At 59.7% G+C, this 25,935-nt stretch carries 18 protein-coding genes, 2 tRNA genes and 5 pseudogenes; 13 read left to right on the top strand and 12 right to left on the bottom strand.

Going from position 1 to position 25,935, the window contains the following annotated elements:
• Positions 1-19 precede the first annotated feature (19 nt).
• The 3 genes and pseudogenes from nusA to infB all read left to right on the top strand — a co-directional run bounded on the left by nusA (position 20) and on the right by infB (position 5,133).
• The gene (gene nusA / locus P6U16_RS10525) at positions 20-1,627 is read left to right on the top strand and encodes a transcription termination factor NusA (protein WP_277703683.1); all 1,608 of its coding nucleotides are present in this window, start codon (positions 20-22) and stop codon (positions 1,625-1,627) included.
• Positions 1,628-1,656: 29 nt separating this feature from the next.
• Positions 1,657-2,339, top strand: a pseudogene (locus tag P6U16_RS10530) (RNA-binding protein).
• A gap of 104 nt (positions 2,340-2,443) precedes the next feature.
• Positions 2,444-5,133 (top strand): annotated as a pseudogene (gene infB / locus P6U16_RS10535) (translation initiation factor IF-2).
• Positions 5,134-5,223: 90 nt separating this feature from the next.
• Here the strand turns inward: infB and P6U16_RS10540 are convergent.
• A complete protein-coding gene (locus P6U16_RS10540) occupies positions 5,224-5,673 on the bottom strand; it encodes a DoxX family protein (protein ID WP_277703684.1) in 450 nt (149 codons plus the stop codon).
• Between the two features lie 179 nt (positions 5,674-5,852).
• Here P6U16_RS10540 and P6U16_RS10545 point away from each other — a divergent pair.
• A pseudogene (locus P6U16_RS10545) lies at positions 5,853-6,133 on the top strand (SelT/SelW/SelH family protein).
• A gap of 63 nt (positions 6,134-6,196) precedes the next feature.
• Here the strand turns inward: P6U16_RS10545 and P6U16_RS10550 are convergent.
• Positions 6,197-6,571: a BA14K family protein gene (locus tag P6U16_RS10550; protein WP_277703685.1), complete on the bottom strand. Its 375-nt coding sequence runs from the start codon at positions 6,569-6,571 to the stop codon at positions 6,197-6,199.
• A 211-nt stretch (positions 6,572-6,782) separates the two neighbouring features.
• Entirely contained in the window at positions 6,783-7,004 is a 222-nt protein-coding gene (locus P6U16_RS10555) for a hypothetical protein (RefSeq protein WP_277703686.1), read from the bottom strand.
• 32 nt (positions 7,005-7,036) lie between these two features.
• Here P6U16_RS10555 and P6U16_RS10560 point away from each other — a divergent pair.
• Positions 7,037-7,123: transfer RNA gene (locus P6U16_RS10560), tRNA-Leu, on the top strand.
• Between the two features lie 373 nt (positions 7,124-7,496).
• Positions 7,497-8,126 (top strand): hypothetical protein, encoded by a 630-nt coding sequence (locus P6U16_RS10565; protein ID WP_277703687.1) that lies wholly within the window; start codon positions 7,497-7,499, stop codon positions 8,124-8,126.
• Positions 8,127-8,158: 32 nt separating this feature from the next.
• Here P6U16_RS10565 and P6U16_RS10570 read toward each other — a convergent pair whose 3' ends face one another.
• The 3 genes from P6U16_RS10570 to P6U16_RS10580 all read right to left on the bottom strand — a co-directional run bounded on the left by P6U16_RS10570 (position 8,159) and on the right by P6U16_RS10580 (position 11,032).
• A complete protein-coding gene (locus P6U16_RS10570) occupies positions 8,159-9,319 on the bottom strand; it encodes a hypothetical protein (protein ID WP_277703688.1) in 1,161 nt (386 codons plus the stop codon).
• A gap of 206 nt (positions 9,320-9,525) precedes the next feature.
• Entirely contained in the window at positions 9,526-10,401 is an 876-nt protein-coding gene (locus P6U16_RS10575) for a DUF817 domain-containing protein (protein WP_277703689.1), read from the bottom strand.
• A 4-nt stretch (positions 10,402-10,405) separates the two neighbouring features.
• The gene (locus P6U16_RS10580) at positions 10,406-11,032 is read right to left on the bottom strand and encodes a ribonuclease D (RefSeq protein ID WP_277703690.1); all 627 of its coding nucleotides are present in this window, start codon (positions 11,030-11,032) and stop codon (positions 10,406-10,408) included.
• Between the two features lie 125 nt (positions 11,033-11,157).
• Here P6U16_RS10580 and P6U16_RS10585 point away from each other — a divergent pair, with 125 nt between their 5' ends.
• Both P6U16_RS10585 and P6U16_RS10590 read left to right on the top strand, forming a co-directional pair.
• Entirely contained in the window at positions 11,158-11,451 is a 294-nt protein-coding gene (locus P6U16_RS10585; protein ID WP_277703691.1) for a hypothetical protein, read from the top strand.
• Positions 11,452-11,514: 63 nt separating this feature from the next.
• A complete protein-coding gene (locus P6U16_RS10590) occupies positions 11,515-12,549 on the top strand; it encodes a hydroxyacid dehydrogenase (protein ID WP_277703692.1) in 1,035 nt (344 codons plus the stop codon).
• Between the two features lie 42 nt (positions 12,550-12,591).
• On the opposite strand, the gene P6U16_RS10595 is transcribed toward P6U16_RS10590, so the two are convergent.
• On the bottom strand, positions 12,592-13,974 hold the full coding sequence (locus P6U16_RS10595) for a nicotinate phosphoribosyltransferase (protein WP_277703693.1): 1,383 nt from the start codon (positions 13,972-13,974) through the stop codon (positions 12,592-12,594).
• Between the two features lie 351 nt (positions 13,975-14,325).
• On the opposite strand from P6U16_RS10595, the gene P6U16_RS10600 reads away from it, so the two are divergent.
• The gene (locus tag P6U16_RS10600) at positions 14,326-16,233 is read left to right on the top strand and encodes a hypothetical protein (protein WP_277703694.1); all 1,908 of its coding nucleotides are present in this window, start codon (positions 14,326-14,328) and stop codon (positions 16,231-16,233) included.
• A 77-nt stretch (positions 16,234-16,310) separates the two neighbouring features.
• Here the strand turns inward: P6U16_RS10600 and rpsA are convergent, their stop codons facing one another.
• Both rpsA and cmk read right to left on the bottom strand, forming a co-directional pair.
• Positions 16,311-18,014, bottom strand: a complete 1,704-nt coding sequence (gene rpsA / locus P6U16_RS10605; protein WP_277703695.1) for a 30S ribosomal protein S1 — start codon at positions 18,012-18,014, stop codon at positions 16,311-16,313.
• A gap of 126 nt (positions 18,015-18,140) precedes the next feature.
• Positions 18,141-18,773 carry a (d)CMP kinase gene (cmk, locus tag P6U16_RS10610; protein ID WP_277703696.1) on the bottom strand — a complete coding sequence of 211 codons (633 nt, stop codon included), beginning with the start codon at positions 18,771-18,773 and terminating at the stop codon, positions 18,141-18,143.
• A 271-nt stretch (positions 18,774-19,044) separates the two neighbouring features.
• Between cmk and P6U16_RS10615 the strand changes: the two are divergent.
• The 4 genes and pseudogenes from P6U16_RS10615 to P6U16_RS10630 all read left to right on the top strand — a co-directional run bounded on the left by P6U16_RS10615 (position 19,045) and on the right by P6U16_RS10630 (position 21,647).
• Positions 19,045-19,430 (top strand): annotated as a pseudogene (locus P6U16_RS10615) (TIGR02300 family protein).
• A 201-nt stretch (positions 19,431-19,631) separates the two neighbouring features.
• A tRNA-Ala gene (locus tag P6U16_RS10620) sits at positions 19,632-19,707 on the top strand.
• A gap of 295 nt (positions 19,708-20,002) precedes the next feature.
• On the top strand, positions 20,003-20,986 hold the full coding sequence (locus P6U16_RS10625) for a TerC family protein (RefSeq protein ID WP_277703697.1): 984 nt from the start codon (positions 20,003-20,005) through the stop codon (positions 20,984-20,986).
• Positions 20,983-21,647 (top strand): annotated as a pseudogene (locus tag P6U16_RS10630) (exopolysaccharide biosynthesis protein). Before P6U16_RS10625 ends, P6U16_RS10630 begins: the two are co-directional and overlap by 4 nt.
• A 61-nt stretch (positions 21,648-21,708) precedes the next feature.
• Here P6U16_RS10630 and P6U16_RS10635 read toward each other — a convergent pair.
• From P6U16_RS10635 to P6U16_RS10645, 3 genes are read right to left on the bottom strand one after another with little or no spacing between them, the layout of a single operon-like run.
• Positions 21,709-22,869, bottom strand: a complete 1,161-nt coding sequence (locus tag P6U16_RS10635; protein ID WP_277703698.1) for an HD domain-containing phosphohydrolase — start codon at positions 22,867-22,869, stop codon at positions 21,709-21,711.
• Positions 22,870-22,880: 11 nt separating this feature from the next.
• Positions 22,881-25,079 (bottom strand): ATP-binding protein, encoded by a 2,199-nt coding sequence (locus tag P6U16_RS10640; RefSeq protein WP_277703699.1) that lies wholly within the window; start codon positions 25,077-25,079, stop codon positions 22,881-22,883.
• On the bottom strand, positions 25,076-25,585 hold the full coding sequence (locus P6U16_RS10645) for a molybdopterin-dependent oxidoreductase (protein WP_277703700.1): 510 nt from the start codon (positions 25,583-25,585) through the stop codon (positions 25,076-25,078). Before P6U16_RS10645 ends, P6U16_RS10640 begins: the two co-directional genes overlap by 4 nt.
• Between the last annotated feature and the right edge of the window lie 350 nt (positions 25,586-25,935).

Genomic DNA, 25,935 nt, shown 5'->3' on the forward strand with positions numbered 1-25,935 from the left:
AATCAGACGGAGACATGAAATGGCAGTCAGTGCTAACCGGCTCGAACTTCTGCAGATTGCGGATGCCGTCGCGCGCGAAAAGGTGATCGACCGCGAAATCGTGCTGGCCGCCATGGCCGATGCGATCCAGAAGGCCGCGCGCTCGCGCTACGGTTCGGAGAGCAACATCCGCGCCGACATCAATTCCAAGACCGGCGAAATCCGTCTCCAGCGCCTGCTCGAAGTGGTGGAAGTCGCGGAAGACTATTCGACGCAGATCCCGCTGGAACTGGCCCGCGACCGTAACCCGGACGCCATCCTCGGCGACTTCATCGCCGATCCGTTGCCGCCGATGGATTTCGGCCGTATCGCTGCACAGTCGGCCAAGCAAGTCATCGTGCAGAAGGTGCGCGAAGCCGAGCGTGACCGGCAGTTCGACGAATTCAAGGATCGCGTCGGCGAAATCATCAACGGCACGGTCAAGCGCGTCGAATATGGCAACGTGATTGTCGATCTCGGCCGCGGCGAAGGCATCATCCGCCGCGACGAAATGATCCCGCGCGAAAACATGCGCTATGGCGATCGTGTCCGCGCCTATGTCTACGACGTGCGCCGCGAACAGCGCGGCCCGCAGATTTTCCTGTCGCGTACGCATCCGCAGTTCATGGTCAAGCTCTTCACCATGGAAGTGCCTGAAATCTACGACGGCATCATCCAGATCCGCTCGGTTGCGCGTGATCCGGGTTCGCGCGCCAAGATCGCCGTTATCTCGAACGATTCCTCGATCGATCCGGTCGGCGCCTGCGTCGGTATGCGCGGTTCGCGCGTTCAGGCTGTGGTCGGCGAACTGCAGGGCGAAAAGATCGACATCATTCCCTGGAGCCAGGATCCGGCCGCATTCATCGTCAATGCGCTGCAGCCTGCGGAAGTCACCAAGGTGGTTCTCGACGAGGATGCCGAGCGCATCGAAGTCGTGGTTCCCGACGAGCAGCTGTCGCTGGCGATTGGCCGTCGCGGCCAGAACGTACGCCTTGCCTCGCAGCTCACCGGCTGGGATATCGACATCATGACGGAAGCGGACGAGTCCGAGCGCCGCCAGAAGGAATTCAATGAGCGCACCGCTTTGTTCATGGAAGCGCTGGACGTTGACGAAATGGTCGGCCAGGTGCTGGCCTCGGAAGGCTTTGCCGCCGTCGAGGAACTGGCCTATGTCGAGCTTGACGAAATCGCCTCGATCGATGGCTTCGACGACGATACTGCAAGCGAACTGCAGACCCGTGCCCGCGAATATCTGGAGCGGATCGAGGCTGAAATGGACGCCAAGCGCAAGGAACTTGGCGTTGCCGACGAACTGCGCACGATCAATGGCATGACCGGCCAGATGCTGGTTGCGCTCGGCGAGGACGGTATCAAGACGATCGAAGACTTTGCAGGCTGCGCCGCCGACGATCTCGTCGGCTGGTCGGAACGCAAGGACGGCGAAACGAAAAAGTTCGAGGGCCTGTTCTCCAAGCTCGAAATCTCGCGCACGGAAGCCGAGACCATGATCCTTCAGGCCCGCGTTGCGGCCGGCTGGATCACCGAGGACGAACTGGTGACAGAGCTTGAAGCGCTCGAGGTTGTGGAAGGCGCGGAACAGGACGCCTGATTGGCGTGTTGACCGTGATCCAGACCACCATGTCGGTTGAAGAGACAGAGACGACGGACGATGCAGGCGATGGCGAAGTGAACGGCCGGATGTGCATCGTAACGCGGCAGAGCGGCGAGACTGATGGTCTTATCCGCTTCGTCGCGGATCCGACGGGACGGATCGTGGCGGATCTCAAGAAGCAGTTGCCCGGACGCGGCTGCTGGGTCACGGCCGAACGGGCGGTCTTGGAAAAGGCAATTGCGAAGAAGGCTTTTCGCGGGCGCTGAAAAGGGACGTGACAGTGGGGCCGGAGCTTGCCGACGATGTCGACCGGCTTCTGTCGCTGCAATTGGCAGGGATGATGAACATGGCGCGCAAGGCCGGCCAGTTCATCAGCGGCGCATCGAAAGTCGATCAGGCGGTGCGAGGAATGGCGGCACTTGCCGTGTTCCACGCGGTCGATGCGGCTGCAGATGGCGTGCGCAAGATCGACCAGGCACGCAAGGCGATGAGCTTTGTCGCCGACGACGGACAGGAAATACGGTCGTTTCGCTTCTTTACCGAGGCCGAAATGAACGGGCTTTTAGGCCAGAATGCTTTTATCCATGCTTGCGCGCTTGCAGGGCAGGCGGGTGAGGGTGTAGTGAAGCGCGCAAACATGCTCGAAAAGTACCGGGGAACCGTCCCCGCTCGAGCCGTTGGCGCCGAAACTGGCCTGCCGACACAATGACGCGGGTGACCGGCACATGCCGGAAGCACCGCGAGTACGGAACAGAAATTGAACGGCGGGGTCTGGTGATACGCATCCGGCCCTGATCTTAGGAACGGAACGGAATGACTGACAACAACGACGACAAGACACACGGCGCAGCGGGCAAGAAGACGCTGACCCTGAAACCCCTGGGGGTTACGCAGGGGACAGTTCGGCAGGACATGGGTCGTGGCCGGACGAAAGCCGTTGTGGTCGAGACCCGCAAGCGGCGTCCGATCCGCCCCGAGGACGACAAGCCGATCGTAGCCGCTCCGCCCGTCGTGCAAAAGGCACCGGACGTGCGCCAGGCACCGGCTCAGCAGCCAGTTCGCCAGACACCGCAATCACAGACCCCGCAGCCGCGGCCGCAGGAAAACCGGCCGCGTGTCGGCGTTGTGCTCAACCAGCTTTCGGCCGGTGAGATCGATGCCCGCCGTCGTGCGCTTGCCGAAGCCCAGATCCGCGATGCGGAAGACGCCAAGCGTCGGGCTGCCGAGGAAGAACGCCGCCAGATTGAGGAAGCTGCCCGTCTGAAGCGCGAGCAGGAAGAGGCCGCCCGTCTCGCGGCCGAGGAAGCGGCACGCACGCCCGCCGAGCGCGAAGCCGAAAAGGTTGCGCTCGAGGCTGCCCAGGCAGCCGAAGCGGAAGCCGCATTGGCGGCCGCTGCCGTTGCAGCCCGTCGTGCCGAACAGGCACGCCCGTCGGCAACGACCAAAGTTGCCACCCCGGCTGCAGCGCCGGAAGGCGTCACCCGCGGCCGCAAGGTCAATGCGGAAGAAGAGGAAAACCGGCCGGCCCGCGGCAATGCTGCCCCGGTCCGTGGTAAGGTCGTCCGTCCGGAGCCTGCAAAGGCCCCTGCCCGTCCGAAGACGGAAGAAGAGCGCCGCAAGGGCAAGCTGACGCTGACGGCAGCACTTGACGACGAGGGCAATCCGCGTGGCCGTTCGATGGCTGCGATGCGTCGCCGTCAGGAGAAGTTCCGCCGCAGCCAGATGCAGGAAACCCGCGAAAAGGTTATGCGCGAGGTCATTCTGCCGGAAACCATCACCATTCAGGAACTCTCGCAGCGCATGTCCGAACGGGCTGTCGACGTGATCAAGTACCTGATGAAGGAAGGCCAGATGATGAAGCCGGGCGACATCATCGATGCCGACCTGGCCGAGCTGATCGCCGGCGAATTCGGCCATACCGTCAAGCGCGTTTCGGAATCCGACGTCGAAGAAGGCATCTTCAACGTTTCCGACGACGATGGCGAACTGGTTTCGCGTCCGCCGATCGTCACCATCATGGGTCACGTCGACCACGGCAAGACCTCGCTGCTCGACGCCATTCGCCAGACAAGCGTCGTCTCGGGCGAAGCCGGCGGCATCACCCAGCATATCGGTGCCTATCAGGTCGAGCAGAACGGCCAGAAGATCACCTTCATCGATACGCCCGGCCACGCGGCGTTCACCGCGATGCGTGCCCGTGGTGCGCAGGCAACCGACATCGCCATCCTCGTGGTTGCGGCCGACGACAGCGTGATGCCGCAGACGATCGAATCCATCAGCCACGCCAAGGCTGCCGGTGTTCCGATCATCGTGGCGATCAACAAGATCGACAAGCACGAAGCCGATCCGCAGAAGGTCCGCATGCAGCTCCTGCAGCATGAAGTCTTCGTGGAATCGATGGGCGGTGAAGTTCTCGACGTCGAAGTCTCGGCCAAGAACCGCGTCAACCTCGACAAGCTGCTCGAAGCGATCCTGCTGCAGGCCGAAATTCTCGATCTGAAGGCCAACCCGAACCGCACTGCCGAAGGTGTGGTCGTGGAAGCCGAGCTCGACCGTGGCCGCGGTGCTGTTGCTACCGTTCTCGTCCAGAAGGGCACGCTTGCGCCCGGCCAGATCATCGTTGCTGGCGATCAATGGGGCCGCGTGCGCGCGCTTGTCAACGACAAGGGCGAGCATGTGAAGGCTGCCGGTCCGGCAACCCCGGTCGAGATCCTCGGTCTCTCCGGAACGCCGCTTGCCGGCGACAAGTTCGCTGTCGTCGAAAACGAAAGCCGCGCCCGCGAAATCTCCGAATATCGCCAGCGCCTGACCCGCGACAAAGCCGTTGCCCGTGCATCCGGCCAGCGCGGTTCGCTCGAACAGATGATGAGCCAGCTCCAGAATACCGGGTTGAAGGAATTCCCGCTGGTCATCAAGGGCGACGTTCAGGGCTCGATCGAAGCCATCATCGGCGCGCTCGACAAGCTTGGTACCGACGAAGTCGGGCACGCATCGTGCATTCGGGCGCCGGTGGCATCACCGAGTCGGATATCTCGCTCGCCGAATCGTCGAATGCCGCCATCATCGGCTTCAACGTCCGAGCCAACGTTCAGGCCCGCCAGGCCGCAGAACGTGCCGGCATCGAGATCCGCTACTACAACATCATCTACGATTTGGTGGATGACGTGAAGTCGGCGATGTCCGGTCTTCTTTCGCCGGAACGCCGCGAAACCTTCCTTGGCAATGCCGAAATCCTGGAGGTGTTCAACATCACCAAGACCGGCAAGGTCGCAGGCTGCCGCGTTATCGAGGGCAAGGTCGAGCGTGGTGCCGGTGTGCGTCTCGTGCGCGACAACGTCGTCATCCACGAAGGCAAGCTCAAGACGCTCAAGCGCTTCAAGGACGAAGTCTCCGAAGTGCCGATGGGCCAGGAATGCGGTATGGCCTTCGAGAACTACGAGGACATCCGCGCTGGAGACACGATCGAGTGCTTCCGCGTCGAGCACATCACCCGCACGCTCTGATCCAAAGGCGGACCAGACTGCTACAGGTACAAAAAATGGCGGCTTCGGCCGCCATTTCTCGTTGGTGCGTTTAAATGACCAGCGTAATCGTCAGATCTGCTTGCCCAGCTTGGCATCTACCGACTGCGAATTTGAACCTCGGATGGCGAAGAACAGGAAGATCGCTGCCCAGAGGATCGACTTTTCGGCGCCGCCAAGACCCTCGGCCTGTGCGATGCCGTGGAAATAGACCGTGACCAGCAGCACGATCATCGCCGCGAATGCGGCAGGACGCGTGAACAGGCCGATCGCGACCAGGATGCCGCCGAAGAACTCGGTCGCGGCCAGCAGCGGCGACCAGAAGACACCCGGATAGAAGCCGAGGCCCTCGACCATACCGACGGCACCGAAGGGGTTGATGATCTTGCCATAACCATGGGTGATGAGCAGCAGGCCGGCCGTGAGACGCAGAAGCGTTTCGGCAAGCGTATCGAAGGGCACGTAGAGCTTCTGCAGCGCCGGGAAGATGGCACGGGGACGGGCGGAGGCGATTTCAGTCATGGACGATCCTTCTTGGATGTTTGCAATGCCGCAATTCTCTTGCCGCACCTCCGGGACAGCGCAAGATCATCCAGCCTAAAACATGATAAATTCAGTTAACATTATTGTGAGAACCGTATTGATGACTGGCCGATGGACCATTAGACTCCTCGGGGCAACACTCAAAACGGACGGGCGGAATGAACGAGAAACCCCGAATTTCCATCCTCTACTGCACGCAATGCAACTGGTTGCTGCGATCCGCCTGGATGGCGCAGGAGTTGCTATCGACCTTTTCCGATAGCATCAGCGAGGTCGCTCTTGTTCCGGGAACCGGGGAAATTTCGAGATCAGGCTCGACGACACGCTCCTGTGGGAGCGCAAGCGGGATGGTGGCTTTCCGGGCCCCAAGGAACTCAAGCAGAAGGTCCGTGACCTCATTGATCCGCAGCGCGATCTCGGCCACACGGATCGCAGCTAACGGATTCTGGAACGAAAAACAGCGGAGCCGAGCCCCGCTGTCTTTAACCTAAAGCTGCGATGCTCAACGATACGGCGAACGGCAGATTTTGTAGACGCCACCATAGGCCAGGAAGCGGTTGCTGCCCGGATCATAGGAGCGATAACGCTGCAGGCACCAGTTCACATGGGCGCTGTAGCCGCCACGGCGGACGTAGCGATCCCTGTAGATGGGGCGCGGCGCAATGTAGACGCTGAAGCCCGGCCTGTGGTGACGACGGTAATGCCGATCGCGATAGTAGTGCCGGCGGCCATTGTGCCAGACCTTCTGGACAACGGACTGCTGTTCGATCTTGATGTCGGGCACGGACAGCGGCACCGCCGTCGCAGGTGCGATGCTGGTGACCAACGAGGCTGCTGAAAGAGCGCAGCCGATGACAAAATTGCGCAATCTCGTCATTTTTTTGTCTCCTCACTTTTCCCAAGAGGGGTTTCCGGTTGTGTCCCTGATGCAGATAACGGTCGATATTTCTGTTTTATTCATGGCAGATGATCACGTTTTGTAACGATAGCGGAAACACCTGCCCGACATCTTGCTCCGCTTCCCCACAGGATGCGCCGTTCCGGGAGAGAGTCATCCGATCTTTCCAAAAAAGAGCGGCAAGCGTTGATCAGAGAAGGGGCAAGAAAACGACGATGAAACCGTCGCTCTTTCGAAAAGAGACCGCAATTTCCTGCGCGGCAGAAAAGCGATTGGCAATGAATCCGGTGGAAATATTCAGGAAAACGTCTTTCGAGATCAGTGACTTGACAGGTTCATCCGGTTGCCGAACGAGATCCAGGCGTGATTTTTTCCGTGCATGACGCAAAATCTTTAAAATCAGTGTTGACACCCGGCCAAGCGCCCCTTACACCCCGGTCCGTCGCCCAGATGGCGGAATTGGTAGACGCGCCAGCTTCAGGTGCTGGTACTCGAAAGGGTGTGGAGGTTCGAGTCCTCTTCTGGGCACCAAATTCCCGTTTCAGACCGTTAGTCGCGGTCCGAGACCACCTAAAAAAGCCCGGTTCTCCGGGCTTTTTTGTTGCGCGAAATCCGGATAAGCGAAAAACCGTTATGATAATTTATGATGCCCTGACGCGGCAGACGGCCGGTCATCGGATGTACCGGGCTTGACGCGCAGCTTGGCAGAAAGCATCAGGGAGAGGCGCCTCTCTCACACGGTTCGGCCTGATTCCCATGGCCCCGTTCACGTCAGACCTGAAGCCATGAACATTCTGCGTCGGCAATTTCTCCCTGGATCAAGGTTCTTCTCTCGCAGGCCTTGTCGCTTGGCGGCTTGTGGCTGCTGACCCAGGGGATCACGCAAGGAGGCTTACCGATCCTTTTGCTGCAGGGCGTCGCCGCTGCAGCCATCGGCCGGGTGTTCGGTCTTTCGCTGCTGTGGGTTCCTGTTCAGGTTCTACTGCCACTCGCTGTCGTCTATAATTCCAGCGTGCCATCCTGGGTCTATCCCGCGGCACTGGTCTTTTGCCTGCTGATCTATTGGAACAGTGCTTCCGAGCAGGTGCCGCTCTACCTGACCAATCGCCGCACGTGGAAAGCCTTGAGCGATATGGTGGAGGCGTCAAAGGCCCAAAGCTTCGTCGATCTGGGCAGTGGCATTGGCGGAGTGGTCACCTATCTTGCCGGCGCCCATCCGGCCCTTAAAGCCATCGGCCTTGAAACGGCGCCACTGGTTTTCCTCGCCTCGAGGGTCCGGGTGATGCTTGCGCGCCGGGCCAATGCGCAGGTGATCTACAAAAGCATATGGGACGAAGACCTCTCCGCCCATGATATCGTCTACTGCTTTCTCTCGCCGGTCCCGATGCCACGCATGTTTGCCAAGGCAAAGGCGGAGATGCGGCCGGGCACGCTGTTTATCAGCAACAGTTTTGCCGTTCCGGGAGAGGAACCGACCCGTGTCATCGACGTTGCCGATGGCAGGAAAACCAAGCTTTACGTTTACACGATGTAGGGACGTCGATCCGTCAAGATTTGGATCGGCGATCAGGCTGCCTTGCGTTTCGCGAGGTAATCGTAGAGCCCGTCTTCGTCGATACTGAGCGCGAAGATCTCCTGCTCTTCCGAAACGTCGCCGGCCGGCGTCTGCGAGCCCTGCCCTGCCCTGGCAAGAGCAACCAGTTGCGCCTCTTTCGTCTCTTCATCGCTTGGCGTTTCGTCCGCGCTCTGAGCAGATCCGTCAGGAGCCGTGGAACCAGCCGTGCTGCCGCCGCCATCCGCTTCCGCATCAGCCTGCGTCTGGGCCACTTCTGCACCGGCGGCAAGAACCTGGATGGTTTCGATTGCCGCGGCAACCGGATCGGACCCTGCGCCGGTCTCCGTTTCCGTATCCTCGGCTGCGGCTTCGTTGCCTTCCTTGACGGCGTCCTGCAGCTTTTCGATGTCTTCGAGCTTGTCGGCGGCTTCCAGCGTCCTGATGTCCGCCTCGCGTTCCTTGCGCGTTTCGGCATCCTCGACCCGGGTTGGATCCTTCTCCAGCCGTTCGAGTTTCAACTCTTCCTCGGTCTTCGGATCGGCGATATCTTCCAGGCGCTGCAACACCTTGGTGGTTTCCGAAGTCGTCGACTTGTCTTCCTCGGCCTTGTCGGCAAGCATCGCCTTGATCGCCTGTGCGGCGTCACCATACGGCCGCTTGATCGCTTCGATCATCTGTGCGGCACTGATGCCGAGCTCAGTCAGGCCGGACCGTTTCTCCACCTCGGCAACACTGTTTGGCGCATCCTGGCGGGCCGCGGTCAGCGCATCCTTCATCCGCAGGCGATAACCCGCTTCGTCTTCGCCGTCCGCCTGCTGGAGGCCGTTCTGCGTCACGAAGCGCGCCAGGAACAAAGCCTCCGCCGTCGGCGTCTTGTCGGATCCGTCGAGGGCGGCGTTCAGGTCCCCAACGGAGACACGGAACGTGGCAAGCCCGATCTTCATCGGCTTACCGTCAAGGTCCTTCTTCGTCACGTAGTCGGCGAAATAGAGGGCGTCTTCAAGACGGGTGCCGAAGTCGAGGCTGGATTCGTCTGCGCCCTGCGTCACCCCCATGACGGCGGTGAAGCGCGCGATCAGCGTTGCCAGCGGATTTTCATCGCGCTGCAGCGCGCCGAAGAAGTGCTCGTTGATCCTGGCATTGGCAGACCGGGCAACGTCGTCTGCAGCCACCTTGGTCTTGAGGATCTTGTCCTCTTTTTGCCTTTGACCTTTTCTTCCTCTTCAAGCCGACGTTTCTCGATGTCGTTCAAAAGCGACTGGACGAGCGAGGTCGCGACAGTTCCGCCAGCTTGGAGGGATGTTATATTCATCGTCGGTTTTCCGGCGTTGATCGAAAAGATGTACCAGAACGATAGAACACAACCGTTAACTGCTGCTTAACCGTGCAGGCCAGATTTCGGAGGCGTATCCGGTGGCTGCGGTTTGCAGACGATCGTCACCAGGACGAAGCTGACATAGAGCAACAGGTACCAGGAGCCGAGCTTCTGCAGCGACACCATGTGCCAGACGGTCTGTCCCGGGTAGAGCCAGATACCGGTGGCTGTGCCTATGTTTTCGGCGATCCAGAGAAAGACGCTGGTCAGCAATGCGGCGACCACCAGCGGCATCCAGCGGGCTTTCCGCTCGAGCGTGAAATAGATGCGCACACGGCCGAACAGCAGGACGGTTGCCACGAACAGACCGAGCCGGAGGTCGATGATGTAGTGATGGGCATAGAAGTTGAGGTAGATCGCCAGCGCCAGAAGGGCCGTCAGGGCAAACGGCGGATAGTGGGTGAAGCGCATATCGAAGATGCGGATGGCACGCGCCATATAGCTGCCGACAGAGGCATACATGAAGCCGGAAAACAGCGGCACCCCGGCAATCCGGAAGACGGCCTCTTCGGGATAGGTCCAGGAGCCCATGTGGACCTTGAAAATCTCCATCAGCGTGCCGACAACGTGGTAGATCAGGATGACTTTGGCCTCGTCCCAGCTTTCCATCTTGAGACGCAGGAAGAGGATCTGGATGGACAAGGCTGCCAGGAACAGCGCGTCATAACGATGGAGCGCCCATTCCGGCTGCCAGACGAGTTTTGTGGCGATGATCAGGAACAGCATCAACGCGCCGAACAGGCATGCCCAGGCCTGCTTGAGGCCGAACAAGATGAATTCCGAGAGCCCCGGAGGAAGGCGCGAAAGAAAACCGCGGATTGCCAGCCGCAGTGGCTCCAGCGTCGGACCGGTGGCATGAACGTCGCGCGGCTCCCGCATCAGATCAGCTGTGCGCGAAGATGTCGGTTTCGTTCCAGCCCAGAAGGTCGAGCTTTGAGCGCGTCGGCAGGAAGGCGAAGCACGCGTCGGCATGATCCAGCCGACCATCACGGATCAGCCGCGCCGTCAGTTTTTCGCGCAGCGCATGCAGATGCAGCACGTCGGATGCAGCATATTCCAGCTGTGCCTGCGACAGTGTTTCGGCTGCCCAGTCAGAGGATTGCTGCTGCTTGGAGATGTCGACGTCAAGCAGTTCCTTCAAATTGTCCTTCAGGCCGTGGCGGTCGGTATAGGTGCGGGTCAGCCGCGAGGCGATCTTGGTGCAGAACACGGGCGTCGTGGTCACGCCGAATGTCTGGAAAAGAACGGCGATGTCGAAGCGGCCGAAATGGAAGATTTTCTGGCGCGCCGGGTCTTCCAGCATGGCGGTGAGGTTCGGCGCCTCTTTCTGGTCGCGTGCGATGCGGATGACGTCTGCGGTGCCATCACCGGGCGAAAGCTGAACGAGGCAAAGCCTGTCGCGGCGGGGAACGAGGCCGAGCGTTTCCGTATCGATGGCGATCGCGCCGGTGTAGCGCTGCGCATCCGCTGCCGGGATATCGCCCTCGTGGAACCGTATTGTATTTGCCATGGAAATCCCCACATGAAATCTCGAACGCCGGCCGCCCTATAGCGCATGTCCAGGCCGAGTGATACCAACTTTGAACCGCAGCCGTCCGACTATTTCAAGGCGTACACTGCGAACAGGTGATGACTATGTCCCTTGAAATCGGCTGGAAACGACACGTGGCCGCTTTGGCCTTGCTGCTTGGCTCGCAGGCGCCCGCGCTGGCCTATACCGATCTGCCAGGCGTGCGGACGCCGCAAGAACTTGAAGCCAAACGATCCCAGGTTTGCGAGCAGGTGCTGATCCGCAGGGACAAGTGGGCCGAACCCACGAGAGGCCCTCGGTACACCTACGCCTATTCCTGCGAGCAGGGCGGGTTCACCGTGCAAAGCAATCGGCTTCCACCGTCGCTGGAGCGCCAGAAGCGCGGTCTCAACTACTGATTTTCGTCTTTGCAAATCCCGTACCACGCCATAAAACACGCGGAGAGAACGGGAGAAAATACAATGACATCCGCTAACGCCAGGCCGCTGGTCATCAGCGCACCCGAACCGCGCACACTCGACCTGATCTTCACGCCGCAGGCTCTGGCGCAACTGAAGGCCAAATACCGGATCGTTGAGGCCCATCCCGAGAACATCGCCGGGCTCGGGGATGATGTGCTCTCGCAGGCCCGTTTCATCATCGGCCAACCGCCGCTCGATCACGCGATGCTGGAGCGCATGCCGCACTTGCGCGCAATCCTCAACGTCGAAAGCAATCTCATCAACAACATGCCCTATGAGGTGCTGTTTGCTCGCGGCATTCACGTGGTGACCACCGGTCAGGTCTTTGCCGAGCCCGTCGCCGAACTCGGGCTTGCCATGGCACTTAACATCGCCCGCGGCATCGTCGATGCCGATGTCGATTTTCGTGCGGGCCGTGAACTCTGGGGCGGCGACGGCAATGCGAAAGCCCGTCTGCTCTCCGGCTCGGATGTCGGCATCATCGGCTTCGGCGATCTGGGCAAGGCGCTCAACCGGGTTCTGTCCGGCTTCCGCACGAAGATCAAGGTCTATGACCCGTGGATGCCGGCCTCGATCCTGATCGATAATGGCGTACAGCCGGCAACGCTTGAGGATGTGCTGGCGACAAGCGACTTCATCTTCGTGGTGGCCGCCGTCACCAGCGAGAATGAACATTTCCTCGGCGAAAAGGCCTTTGCGACCATGCGTCCGGGTGCCGCCTTCATCCTGCTCAGCCGCGCCAATGTGGTGGATTTCGATGCGCTGATGGGGGCGGTCGCAAGCGGGCATATCGTGGCGGCGAGCGACGTCTACCCGCAGGAGCCGTTGCCGCTCGATCATCCCGTGCGTTCGCTCAAGGGTTTCCTGCGGTCGGCACATCGCGCCGGCGCGCTCGACAGCGCCTTCAAGAAAATGGGCGACATGGTGCTGGAGGACATGGACCTGATGGACCGCAGCCTGCCGCCGATGCGCTGCAAGCGCGCCGAGCGCGAGACTGTTTCACGCATGCGCTCCAAACCGGTAACGGTGAACTGAGGTTCAGGGGGCACACCGTCTGGCCAAAGGTCTGCGGGTTTTTCACCGTGCACGAAGGCGTATCTCGTCGAAGCTCCAGTCCTTCAGAAGCACACCATCCTTCCAGACGGTGTGCAGGTGGTTGGGCCGATCATCGAGTTCGTCTAGCCGTGCCGCCTCCAATCCGGAAAGCCCCTGCACCACAGCCTGGCGGCCAGCCTTCGACGCCTTGAGGTTCATCGTTGCCGGACGTTTGTAGACGTCGCGCCAGACGCCGTTCTCGTCTAGCCGGGCATTGGTCTTCATCGCGAAGGAATAAGTATCGCGGTTGACCCTCTGCAGCAGCAGCGAGCCCATACCAAAGGCGATATTTTCAGCCGAGAAGCCGAAGGCTTCCAGGCGACCGAGTATCAGGCTGATATCTGAATTGGAGATGCCGTCGCCCTGGATGACCCGAACACAGGGATCAAGCACCTTGTAGCCTTTTCCATTGAGCTTCGAGCCGAAGTGATAATCGAGCTGCTTGATGACATGAACAGGCGTTTCGATCGGATCGCCGCTGTCCGGGCGGATGACCACCGTGCCGCCGCTGGCTTTCAGCTTGTCGCGCAGTTGTTTGCCCCAGATCTCCGAAACCGCATAATCGATGTCGTAGCTATCCGAGACCACCGCAAACGTGCCGCCCTTGGCGAAGGTATCGATCATATTGCCATAGGCTTCCGGCTCGCGCTCGATGCCCCAGGCAGTCATGGTCGAATGTTCGGACGCAGGGATTGAGAAACCGGCCATCGGCGCCCCGTAATAGCGGCGGGCGTAGAGAATACCGCTCATCGTGTCCGTGCCCATGAAATGCACGAGATGGGCTGCACCACCGAGCCCGGCCTGCTCCAACGAGCCCGCACCGCGGGCGCCGAAATCATGGAGGCGAAACGGCAGAACCGATTCCGGATCGTCGCAGGTCTTCTCCAGGAACGGACGAAGGATCTGCTTGATCTTGCGGACATTGCTGGCCACGGACGATGGATACCAGACGGCGCGCAGAAGAGCCGTTTCGATATAGGTGGTCAACCAGGCCGATTGCGGGTCGGTATTGACCACCTGCACCATCGGCACGCCACGGCGCAGAAGCGTGCCCTCCGGCAGCGCCTGTATCTCCAGAGGAAGCAGTCCGCCGAAGACATTGACGATGCGCTCCCAGCCGGCGCGGTTGAACGGCAGCCCATGCGCGATGACGATCGCTTCGGCCTCCTCGATGTCCGCCGCCGCCACCGGACGCGACAGATATTCCTTCAGGAACATCTGCAGCCCGAAGAACACGACATCTGCATGATCCACCTGCCCACGGGCCTCAATATAGGAGGAGATGCCGCGGGTGCCGGGCGGATATTGCAGGAAGTGGCTGAACTTGTAGCTGTCGGTATTCAGGATCAGGTTCGTCAGGTTCATCGCAGTCCTCCCGAGGCAACACAGCCAAAGCGCTACAGCCGAGATCAGATGTACGCCACCACCTGCGGCGGATAAAGCCGCAAAGAATTCCTGCCCATGGTTAATATTCCGTCAATCTTTTCACGTTAGTCTTCAGGCAATATCATGCACGTCCGCATTCCGTGGCCGTGCGGCACACGCAGTCTGGTCCGGTACCTATACCGCCGGGCAGCGCATGAAGCGCCCTTTCACCGACATGACAGGTATGCGTCCGCTCGAAGCCATTGCTTGGAGCGGACCTATTCGAATTCGGACAGTCGTAGCCGATCTGGTGCATGGTCCGCAAAAGAGCTGAAGGAGATTGCGATGCTGATGCCCATTCTCACAGCCCGGACGCAGGCTCAGGGAACACCCGTTGTTCCCGTTGAAGCAATCCAACCGCGGGACCGTCTGCTGGCGCCTGCGCTCGCCATTTCCGGCCCTCGTGCGGAAGCCATTCTCAAGATTCTCGAAACGCTTGGTCGCCATCTCAACGGCAGCGAGGTTCTGCCCAAGGAGGCGCTGGCGAAACTGATGGAGACGCTGGCGCGCATCCTCAAATTTCCGCCGCTTCCACAGGAAACAAGCCACGACTTCGGTCGGAGGCTGGCCAGCTTTCTGGAGAAACTGCCGCCGGAAGCCCGGGCTGTCCTTGAGAAACAGCTCGGCCAGCGAAACCTGGCTTTGCAGGTCCGTCTGCTGGTCGAAGTCCTGCAAAGTCCGGCAGGGACTGATGCAGGGCGCTTGCGTGCCACCCTCCAAAACCAGGCATATTTAACCAGCCCTTCGCGCGACACGGGGCAGCAGGTCCGCTCATCTTCCCAGCCCGCGCTTCCGGCGCAGCACCTCGCGACCCTCACCGCCAGGTCCGCACCGGGAATGTTCGCCGCACCTGTGGACGCCGCCCTTCTCCAGGCGGTTCTGCGTAAAACCTTCGGATCTGACGCGCCATTTGACGTCTCGCAGCCAGCCTTGGGCGAAAGTGAACTTGATGCAGAGACGGTAGCAGTGCCAAAGCGACCGGGCGAGAGCAATAACAAGACCGGGCAGGCACAGCAGGCAGCCAATGCCACTGCGGCCCGAGCGGCCACCCCGGAACCCATACCACAACTACGCGCCGCCGCTGCCTTCCTGGCCGCCGACCCGGAAGCTCTTTCGCTTGTGTCGGCCATTGCGCAAGGCGAGATCGACCCGCAGGTCGAAACGGCTTTTGCCTCACAGCCAGATGACAAGACACCGCCCGGGCGGACCAATAAGGCCGGAGACTTCGAAACGGATGGAACCTTTGTCGCTGAGCCTGATATGGAGGCTCAGATCGATATGGTGGAGCTACAGAATGCCACTGATGCTGCGGAACCTTCCGTTTCCACACCCGACAGTTTTGAAACGCCTCTTGCCGAACCGGTAGAGGCAGATCAACAGGCGCTGCCGCAGGGCGACACCGAACAGGCTCAGGATGCGCGTGGCACTGAGCAGACACCATTCAAAGCCGGCGCTGATCGCGTTGTGGATGCGCCTTTGGATGATCGTTCCGTGACTTATGAAGCTCCCGAAGAACATCAGCCCCGACAGGAACAGGAAGAGAAGCAGGCGGCAACCACGGACCGCCCGTCTGAAAAACCCGTGCGCATCCTGGCTGAGACCCTGAAGGCACTTGTCCAGAACACGTTGCCGTTGCCAGAGGGCACGACCGCAGAAACGGCCGCCTATCGGCAAACGGCATTGGGCGCCGCCGGCGGGACGGTTCCTAGCGTGGCATCGGTCACTTTGCCAGGCCTTGAGGCCATGCTGGATGCGGCAACCACGGCAAGTGACAAAGGCTGGACCGCAGAGCTTTCCGACGAGATCGACAGCTGGATGACGCAGGTCGAGGCAGGTGCTGAAGAGGTTGCCGAGGAGGGCTGGAGGCCGCTGCCCAAGGCGGATGAAGCGATACGCGATCCCCTCCTGCAGCATCGGCTGCTTGAGGCAATGGTCGGACGCGACGCCGTCCCCTTTGCCATCATCCCCTATCTGCCGGCGAAACCGGACGACGACCTGTTTGCTGAAGCAGCGGAAGAGCATCAGGCCTCTACCGAAGAGGAAGAATCGGGCGGCGAGACGCAGGATGAAGATCAGCCCAACCGCCGCGATGACGAAGAGCCGATGTCTCTTGCGGAACAGGACGGCCCAGCCAGCGAAGACGAAGACACGACGCAGGATGCCTACGCGCTCTACATGCGCATGGGCGGTCTGGCATAAAACCTTGCACGCTGCGAACAAACAAAAGCCCGCGGGAATCGCTTCCCGCGGGCTTTCTCATTTCAGTCGATCAACGATCAATCGTTGTTGCGGTTCTTCAGAGCCGCACCCAGGATGTCGCCGAGCGAAGCGCCCGAGTCGGACGAACCGAACTGTGCGACGGCTTCCTTCTCTTCGGCAATTTCCAGAGCCTTGATCGAAAGCATGACCTTGCGGTCCTTCTTGGAGAAATTGGTGATGCGGGCATCAACAATCTGGCCAACGGTGAACCGCTCCGGACGCTGCTCGTCACGGTCACGCGACAGGTCGGCGCGACGGATGAACGAAACGATGTCTTCGTGGTTGACGAGCTTGACTTCAACACCGCCGTCATTGACGGCGATGACTTCGCAGGAGACGACAGCATTCTTGCGCAGGTCGCCGGATGCAGCGGCGTCGCCGACCGAATCCTTGCCGAGCTGCTTGATGCCGAGCGAGATGCGCTCCTTGTCGACGTCAACATCCAGAACGACGGCCTTGACCATGTCGCCCTTGTTGAACTCTTCGATAACCTGTTCGCCCGGACGGTTCCAGTCGAGATCCGACAGGTGAACCATGCCGTCGACATCGCCGTCGAGACCAATGAACAGGCCGAATTCGGTCTTGTTCTTGACTTCGCCTTCAACTTCCGTGCCAGCCGGGTGGCTGTGCGCGAAGGCCTGCCACGGGTTCTCAAGCGTCTGCTTGAGGCCGAGCGAGATGCGGCGCTTGGTCGGATCGACTTCGAGAACGACCACGTCAACGTCCTGCGTCGTGGACAGGATCTTGCCGGGGTGTACGTTCTTCTTGGTCCAGGACATTTCGGAGATGTGGATCAGGCCTTCGATGCCCGGCTCCAGCTCTACGAATGCACCGTAGTCGGTGATGTTGGTGACGGTACCGGAGATCTTCTTGCCATCCGGATACTTGGCACCAATGCCATCCCACGGATCCGACTCGAGCTGCTTCATGCCGAGCGAGATGCGGTGGGTTTCCTGGTTGATGCGGATGATCTGAACCTTGACCTGCTGGCCGATGTTCAGGATTTCCGACGGATGGTTGACGCGGCGCCATGCCATGTCGGTAACGTGCAGCAGGCCGTCGATGCCGCCGAGGTCAACGAACGCACCGTAATCGGTGATGTTCTTGACGACGCCGTCAACAACCTGACCCTCTTCGAGGTTCTGGACGATTTCCGAACGCTGTTCAGCACGCGATTCTTCAAGAACCGTACGACGCGATACAACGATGTTGCCGCGACGCTTGTCCATCTTGAGGATTTCGAAGGGCTGCGGGTTGTGCATCAGCGGGGTAACGTCGCGGATCGGGCGGATATCGACCTGGGAGCGCGGAAGGAAGGCAACAGCACCGTCGAGATCGACCGTGAAGCCGCCCTTGACCTGGTTGAAGATAACGCCTTCGACGCGTTCGCCGGCTTCGAACTTAACTTCGAGACGGACCCAGCTCTCTTCGCGGCGAGCCTTCTCGCGCGACAGAACAGCTTCGCCCATCGCATTTTCGATGCGCTCGACATAGACTTCGACTTCATCGCCGACCTTCAGCGTGCCGTCCTTGGCCTTTGCGCCGAATTCCTTCAGCGCGATGCGGCCTTCGACCTTGAGGCCGACGTCAACGATCGCGACATCCTTTTCGATCGCCGTAACGATACCCTTGGTAACGTAGCCTTCGGCGAGATCGTGGGTTGCAAAGGATTCCTGCAGCAGGGCTGCGAAATCATCGCGGGTAGGGTTTGCTTGAGACATTAAAACTCCTGGGCGTGCCGCAAGGGGCACAGGCGCCGGTGGCTGGTGTTGATCAAATCCGATGGTCCATCCGCTCTCTCGTTTAAGGAGGAGCCAAGCCGGCGCGGGGACGGAACATGCGAATGCTTATTTGCTTCGGGCAGCCTCGATAATCCTGCGGGCCGCCTGGAACGCCGCCTCTATACTCATTTCGGAGGTATCTAGCAAGTGCGCATCTAAGGCCGGACGCAAAGGACTGTCGGCGCGGCCCATGTCGCGCTCGTCACGCTTGACGATATCGGCGAGAATCTCGAGGTAATCCGCCGGAACCCCGTTGCCGACGATCTCGTCGAAGCGGCGCCGGGCGCGGACTTCCGCCGATGCGGTGACATAAAGCTTCACCGGGGCATCCGGGCAGACGACGGTGCCGATATCGCGACCATCAAGCACCGTGCCGGGTGCGCGCACCGAAAACGCCCGCTGCGCCTCGACCAGCGCGCGGCGCACCGCGGGCATCACCGCAATCTTCGAGGCCGCCTCGCCGATCGAATGCTGCGACAGCACCGAACGATCGAGCCCGGCCAGTTCGATATCCCGCGCGGCACCTTCGGCCACCAGCTCATCATCGAGCGGCAGGCCTGAATCGATGAGCGCCTTGGCTGTTGCGCGGTAGGTGAGGCCCGTATCGAGATGATGGAAGCCGTACGCCTCCGCGATCCTCCGCGACAGCGTCCCCTTGCCGGCTGCCGCCGGGCCGTCGATGGCGATGATGAATGTCATGGAAACTCCGATATCTGGGTTTGACTTCTAAACCAGCCCCTGCCCTCAAGTTCAAGCGCAAGTTTCCGTGCATTCCATTTGCGCGGCAAGCCATGAAGGTGGCATATCGGCCATCCTGCCGGGCAAACCAAGGCATCGCAGCCTATCCCGCAAGTTATGCTTTGACAGACGAGGCCAAGACGATTATGGGGACCGGCTAATTCATTTACCCTTCAACCGTCGGATTTCCGGCAAATGCCGGTTCCGCCGGCCATTCAAGAGGCTTTGAAGCGTGGCAAAACCGCAACTTGGAACAAAGCGCATCGACCCGGAGACAGGCCGTAAATTCTACGACCTGAACAAGGACCCGATCGTTTCCCCTATACCGGAAAATCCTATCCGTTGTCCTATTTCGAAGAGACATCGGTCGCCAAGGTTCTTGAAAAGGCCGAGGAAGAGGAAGTCGCAGAAGTCGATACCGAGAACACCGAAGTCGAGCTCGTCTCCCTGGAAGAAGCAGACGGCGATGCCGCCGGCGATGACATTCCGGATCTCGGCGACGACGATGTCGAGATCGATGCCGATGACGACGATACCTTCCTCGAAGCCGACGAAGACGATGACGACGACGAACTCAGCGACCTGATCGGCGTGTCGGACGACGACGACGAGGTTTAAACGCTTCGAAAATCATGATAATGGCTTCCGCGTACGGATTTGAGCGCATCGCGGAAGCTGCATCCAAAGCATCGAAATAAAATCGTCATCCTTCCCGCTTTAAGGCTTGCCATCTTCCGGAAGCGGAAGTATTAAGCCGCCACCCGCCGAGGCGAACACCTCAGCGGACTTCCCGGAAACCGGCCTTGCCGGACCCGTTATGGGGCTATAGCTCAGCTGGGAGAGCGCTTGCATGGCATGCAAGAGGTCAGCGGTTCGATCCCGCTTAGCTCCACCAAACCTTTTTCAAGCGATTGATTTTTGTTCTGTACCCTGAGGCGTAAGCGACCTTTGCCGGTCGATTGCACCCCGGACAGCGCGCGGGTCGAAAATGATCCGCAGTCGATATCGTGGAATTTGACGAAAACCCTGCCCAACCAGAACAGCAAAAATCTTCTCCCCGGACTTGAAGAGCGGACTGCCTGCGCCCAAATCTTCGGCAACCCGCTGGTCCGGGCCCCTCTGGCAGGCACCCCGGCGCGCTTGCGATGTCGGACCGTTTCCGACAACGCACGCCGGTGGAGTAAACCGTCTTGGAGACAAGCTTCCTTTTTATTGAATGGCTGAGCAAGCCCGTCTGGATGTGGCTGAGCTTCCTGGCTCTCGTCATTGCCATCCTGTCCTTCGACCTTGGCATCCTGCACAAGGAAAACAAGGAGATCGAGGTTGGGGAGAGCATCAAGCTCTCCGCGCTCTACATCTCGCTCGGCCTCGCCTTCGGCGGCTGGGTCTGGTGGTATCTCGGTGCCGATGCCGGCCTTGCCTACATGACCGGCTTCGTCGTCGAAAAGACGCTCGCCCTCGACAATGTCTTCGTCATCGCGCTGATCTTTTCCTTCTTCGCCGTCCCGCGGCTTTACCAGCACCGCGTGCTGTTCTGGGGTATCCTCGGCGTGATTGTGCTACGCGCCATCATGATCGGCGTCGGCGCGACGCTGGTCGCCGAATTTTCCTGGCTTCTCTATGTCTTTGCCGCCTTCCTCGTCGGCACGGGCTTGAAAATGCTGTTCATGAAGGAGGCTGAGCCCGACATTTCCAACAATGCACTGGTGCGCTTCATGCGCCGCCGGTTCAATGTCACGGAGGGGCATCACGGCGAGCACTTCTTCGTCAAGCAGGCCCATCCAAAGACCGGCAAGCTCACCTGGTTCATCACGCCGCTGTTCATGGCACTCGTCCTGATCGAGGTTGCCGACGTGATCTTCGCCGTCGATTCGGTCCCGGCCATTTTCGCCATCACCACGGACCCCTTCCTGGTCTATACCTCCAATATCTTCGCAATTCTCGGCCTGCGTGCGCTCTATTTTGCCCTTGCCGCGATGATCCATCGCTTCCGCTATCTCAAGCCGGCGCTGGCGATTGTGCTGATTTTCATCGGCTCGAAGATCTTCGTGGCTGATCTTCTGGGTCTCGAGAAGTTCCCGGCCGCCCTCTCGCTTGGCATCACCTTTGCCATCATCGGAAGCGGTGTCGTCTGGAGCCTGATCAAGACCCGCGACGACAAGGTGGAAGCATGACACAGGACCCGACCACGCCGCTGGAAAAGGATGACGATGATCGACGGTCAGAGACGGCCGATCAGGCCGGCGCCACATCCGCCCATCTTCGAAAACTGAATGAGGAGGCTGCCCTCAGGGGCAGCCTTTCCATTGCCGAGATGATTTCCACAATGGGCAAGGCGAGCATCGCCTTTACAGTCCTGATCCTTGCGCTGCCTGCCCTCACCCCGATCCCCGGGCCGTTTGGCATGGTGTTCGGCACGTGTCTCGCGATCGTCTCGCTTCAGATTATCGGCGGCGCAGAGCACCTGACTTTGCCCTGCTTCGTCGGTCGGCGCCGCATGTCGGCCGCAACCATTTCCTCGTGGTGCGCCACACCGCACCCGCCATTACCCGGATCGAAAGACTGCTGCGGCCCGGACGTCTGTCGGCACTTGCGGGACCAGCGGCCCAACGGCTGCTCGGCGTCCCGATCTTTCTGCTCGCCATCGCCATTGCCTTGCCGATTCCACTGGGCAATTTTATGCCGGTCATCGCGCTGGTCGTGATTGCCGCTGCGCTGCTGGAAGCGGACGGGCTGGCCGCAACAATCGGTCTCGTCCTTTCCGTGCTGGCGCTCACCTTGACCACCGGCCTGCTCTACGGCGCCTATTCGGCAACGGCCTGGGCAATCGGGTGATCGATGGTGAATGGCTGTGGAGGAGAGTTTCCCGATTTACGAGGCGGTTTCAACCCTCTCGTCACGCCACAGCAAGCCTCTGACCAGCGGAGGCACCGCTGCTTGCGCGTCCGTAGTCTGCCTGGGCTTCGACGGACTGCGGGCATTCGGCAGGAGCCGAAATCCAGCTATCGGGCATCGCCGATTGGCTTTCCCTACGGTCCGTTTCCATGATCTGAAGGATAGATGGGAGCGCCTTCTGGAACGCGGCGACACATCCCGGGTCGAATTGCGTGCCTGCCTTGTCGGCGATGTATCCGACCGCGCGATCGACGGTCCAAGCTTCCTTGTAGGGTCTGGCCGTCGTCAATGCGTCGAAATTGTCGGCGATGGCAACGATGCGGCCTGACACCGGGATCGCTTCGCCGACAAGACGGAATGGGTATCCTTGTCCGTCCCAGCGCTCATGATGACTGCCCGCGATTTCCGCGGCGAGTTGGAGCAGGCTTGATTTCGATTCCCGCAGGATATCGCAGCCAACGACGGTGTGCCTTTGCATGGCGGCAAATTCCTGCTCGGTCAGCTTGCCATTCTTCAGGAGGACTGCATCCGGTATGGCGACCTTGCCGATGTCATGCATCGGCGATGCCAGCCGGATATCGGAGCAGAGGCGTTCCTCCATTCCATAGGCCCGAGCGATTGCCTCCGAGTAGAGGCCAACGCGCCGGGTATGGCGTGCCGTCTCAAGATCCTTGTAGCTTGCCGCAATCGACAAACGATCAATGATTTCCTCTTCACGGGCGCGCAATTCGACAACCGCCTTTTCTACCTCGACACGCAGCCACTCGGCCTTGTCGGCAAGCTTGTTGCGCGCATCGACGAGCGCGACGAGGTTCTTGATGCGCGCCTGGAATTCCAGCGGATTGACAGGCTTCGTCAGGAAGTCGATTGCCCCTGCATTCAATGCCGCCATGCGTGTTGCGGTATCGGTGTCGGCGGTCACAAACACAACGGGCTTTTCCCGGTACCTATCGAACCGGACCAGTTCCGTGAGGAGCTCGATGCCGCTGTACACAGGCATCTGGAAGTCGATGATCGCAATATCGTAGTCAAGCTGTGGCGCTGCCGCCAGCACATCCTCGGGCTGCAGGAACGGAACGGCCGTGCAGCCCGGGAGTTTTTCGACAAGCTTCGTCAGGAATGAAAGATTTGTCTTGTTGTCGTCGACCAGTAGAATGCGCATGTGATCTTTCCTTATGCGACGAGCCGCTGTCTGTGGTGCGTAACTGTATCCTGAAGTTCCGCGAGGGCGGTTTCAGTTATCGATGCGTGGCGCAGCTTCTGTGAACGATCCGCCACGTCCTCAAATCCGATGCTGCTGGCTGCGCCTTTCAAGGTGTGCAGCAGACTGTCGGTGTTTCGGTAATCGTTGACTGCCAGAGCCGAGTGGAGGTCCCTAAGAAGATTGGCCGCGTCGTCAAAGAAACTGGACAGCAGTTCATCGAAGGTATCTTCCCCGAGAGCCTCGACGATCTCGGCGCGACGGGCCTCGAACGAATTGCTGACCTCTATCGGTCCGCAACCGGATTTTTCCGAAGGGGGTTCGTCTGTCTTGAGAGAGCGAATTATCCCCTGCAACTGCTGCATTGTGACGGGCTTTGATTGGAAACCTGTCATCCCGGCTTCGCCGCACAGGCGTCGATCGTCGTCCGAAGCGTTCGCGGTCATCGCGATGATTGGAACGGTCCGGCAGGCGCTGCTGGATGCGCGGATGCGTTTTGTCGCCTCTATGCCATCCAGCCTTGGCATCTGCATATCCATGAGAACGAGGTCGAAGCTGCCCGTCTCCGCCATTTCCACCGCTTCGAGCCCGTCGTTCGCGATTGTAACCCTCTGACCGAGATGACCGAGGAAACCGGCAGCAACTTGCTGATTGACCAGATTGTCCTCGACGAGAAGAATATTCATGGACGGAAGAGGCGGGGTCGAAGCGGTGTTGGTGTCCAGAGCCTTTACGAGAACATTTTCAGCTGGCTTCGCCGGAATTTCGAACCAGAAAGTGCTGCCCTCTCCCTTGCGGCTTTCGACACCGATCGTCCCGTCAAGGGCTTCGACGATTTGTTTGGAAATGGTCAGTCCCAGTCCGGTTCCGCCGTATTTCCGGCTGATGGATGCATCAACCTGCGAGAACGGGCGGAACAGCTTGCACAGACCGTCATCGTCGATGCCAATACCCGTATCGACAATCTCAAACCTCAGCCCCGCACTATCACCGCCGCCGATTTCGCGTATCCGCAGCGTTACGGTCCCCTCTTTCGTGAACTTGATTGCGTTGCTGAGCAGGTTGAGCAGGACCTGCCTGAGACGCGTCGGATCAGAGGAGATCACCGGCGCGGAAAAGATTGCCGGCATATCCAGCGCCATACGGTTGCCGTGTTCGGTGGCCCTGTCGCGCAAGATCTCCACCGTGGTGTTCACGACTGCTCGCACGTCCACGGTTCTTGTCTCAACATCCAGCTTGCCGTGTTCGATCTTGGCGAAATCCAGGATTTCGTTGATGATCTCGAGGAGCGCCTGCCCCGAGCGTCGAATGGTCTGCACGCCTGGCGCAACCGATGGCGGCAAGGACGACAGTTCCAGGAGTTCGGCAGTTCCTAGAATAGCGTTCAGCGGCGTACGGATTTCATGACCCATGGTCGCCATGAACTGGGACTTGGCGCGATTTCCTGCCTCGGCACCGAGATAGGCTTCGTTCAACTTGTTGGAAATCGCCTCTAGGCTGAGACCGGCCAGACGAACGGATTTGAGCTGGCGTCGAAGCGTCAGGATCAGAAAGACAACGCAGCAGACCAAAAGGGCGACGAGATAAGCCGACTTCACCTGAAGCGAAAGAACAGCATCCCTGGCTTCGGCGCGCTCAATGCTGACCGTGTTGTTGGTGTAGATGAGAAGCTTCTCAGTGTTCACCACCAGTTGCTCGAAGTCCCGGTCGGTGGTTTCAAATTCGGAGCGATCGATGTTGCCACCCGCCGCAAGCTTGTCGAATGTGGAAACCCGGCCGAAAACTTTCAGCCTAATATCGGCGATCTGGCCGGCTATCGTGTCGTCGAGTTTGAACTTCCTCTCAAAAGTTGTCTTCTCGAGGATGTTCATGCGGGAATACAGAATGTCGTAGCGCATGCCGAGCGTCTTGACGCGGTCGGGCGACAGGTCGTCCTCAACAAGCATGATGTGCAGCGTCTCATGGAGACGCCGCGCCTCCCGATCGAGCTGATAGACAGACCAGAGCGCATTTTCGCGGATGCCGTCCTGCAGGGCGGAGTATTTGCGGGAAATGTCGGTGAACAGGAAAATGAGGCCCAGCAACAGCAGGACCGCAAAAGCCTGCAGCACGACTGTCGCCTTGCTGGCCTTGCGTATGATGTCACCGCTGTGCCGGGCCGAAACAGTCACTTGCTGACCTCGATGCTCTTGATCTGCCAGACCGAACGGGAGAAATACTTCTCGTTGAAAAGGTCGGAATCCTTGTCGAACGGATAGATGAGAAAGAGCGGCCCCTTGTCACGAACTGACATGAGCTCACCGTCCATGCGCGTGGCGAGAATGGTGTCAATGGTGGTCACATCTTCGATCGGAAGTTCTGCGGCATAGTCGTTGAGCGCGACGACCTTGAGTTTGGTGCCATGGGCACCTGCTGCCTCCAGAATCGCTCGCAGGAAAGGCCCGGAGAACTTGACCTTGCCCTCAGTCCAGGGCGTCTCCATCTCTCCGGTGCGACCGGCCAGTGCTTCCAGCATAGCCATGTCAAACTGGGCGGTACCATCGATGTTCGGATGGTCGAGGGCGACGGCGGTAATCGTCAGGACAACGTCCCCCTTGGGTGCGTCCAGCGCTACGGCGCGAAAGGGCAGCAGAACGGCGACAAGCGCGACGCCTGCCGTAAGGGTGCGAATATTCACTGAAAACTCCATAGCGTGAAGCGACGCGCAAACAGCGCCTTCGCTGTCGAAACAAGGGGATGCCTATCGGCCAGCGTCCCATCGGTTACGCGGCCAAGGACAACCCTCGTCACGCTTCTCCTCGATCGGCATCATGCCAACCTCGTATTCTACACTGTGGACACCCTAAAATTAGGACATGAGCATTGACATCACGTGAATCAAACCATGAGATTTGAATAGAATGCACGTTTTTGGGGCACTATTTTCAAGGTCACAACAGAATACTTGTTCCGCTCGCTGTTTGGAATCATTCAGGCAGTATGACGCGCGAGGGGCAACTGAAGGAATAACGGCGATTACCCCAATTG

It is taken from the genome of Rhizobium sp. 32-5/1, from assembly GCF_029537235.1.
Classification (GTDB): Bacteria; Pseudomonadota; Alphaproteobacteria; order Rhizobiales; family Rhizobiaceae; genus Pararhizobium.

Bases quoted from the DNA above. Each gene is read 5' to 3' on its own strand.
- nusA (WP_277703683.1), top strand. From the start codon at position 20: ATGGCAGTCAGTGCTAACCGGCTCGAACTTCTGCAGATTGCGGATGCC.
- P6U16_RS10540 (WP_277703684.1), bottom strand. From the start codon at position 5,673: ATGACTGAAATCGCCTCCGCCCGTCCCCGTGCCATCTTCCCGGCGCTG.
- P6U16_RS10550 (WP_277703685.1), bottom strand. From the start codon at position 6,571: ATGACGAGATTGCGCAATTTTGTCATCGGCTGCGCTCTTTCAGCAGCC.
- P6U16_RS10575 (WP_277703689.1), bottom strand. From the start codon at position 10,401: ATGCGGGAGCCGCGCGACGTTCATGCCACCGGTCCGACGCTGGAGCCA.
- P6U16_RS10580 (WP_277703690.1), bottom strand. From the start codon at position 11,032: ATGGCAAATACAATACGGTTCCACGAGGGCGATATCCCGGCAGCGGAT.
- P6U16_RS10585 (WP_277703691.1), top strand. From the start codon at position 11,158: ATGTCCCTTGAAATCGGCTGGAAACGACACGTGGCCGCTTTGGCCTTG.
- P6U16_RS10590 (WP_277703692.1), top strand. From the start codon at position 11,515: ATGACATCCGCTAACGCCAGGCCGCTGGTCATCAGCGCACCCGAACCG.
- P6U16_RS10595 (WP_277703693.1), bottom strand. From the start codon at position 13,974: ATGAACCTGACGAACCTGATCCTGAATACCGACAGCTACAAGTTCAGC.
- P6U16_RS10600 (WP_277703694.1), top strand. From the start codon at position 14,326: ATGCCCATTCTCACAGCCCGGACGCAGGCTCAGGGAACACCCGTTGTT.
- rpsA (WP_277703695.1), bottom strand. From the start codon at position 18,014: ATGTCTCAAGCAAACCCTACCCGCGATGATTTCGCAGCCCTGCTGCAG.
- cmk (WP_277703696.1), bottom strand. From the start codon at position 18,773: ATGACATTCATCATCGCCATCGACGGCCCGGCGGCAGCCGGCAAGGGG.
- P6U16_RS10635 (WP_277703698.1), bottom strand. From the start codon at position 22,869: ATGCGCATTCTACTGGTCGACGACAACAAGACAAATCTTTCATTCCTG.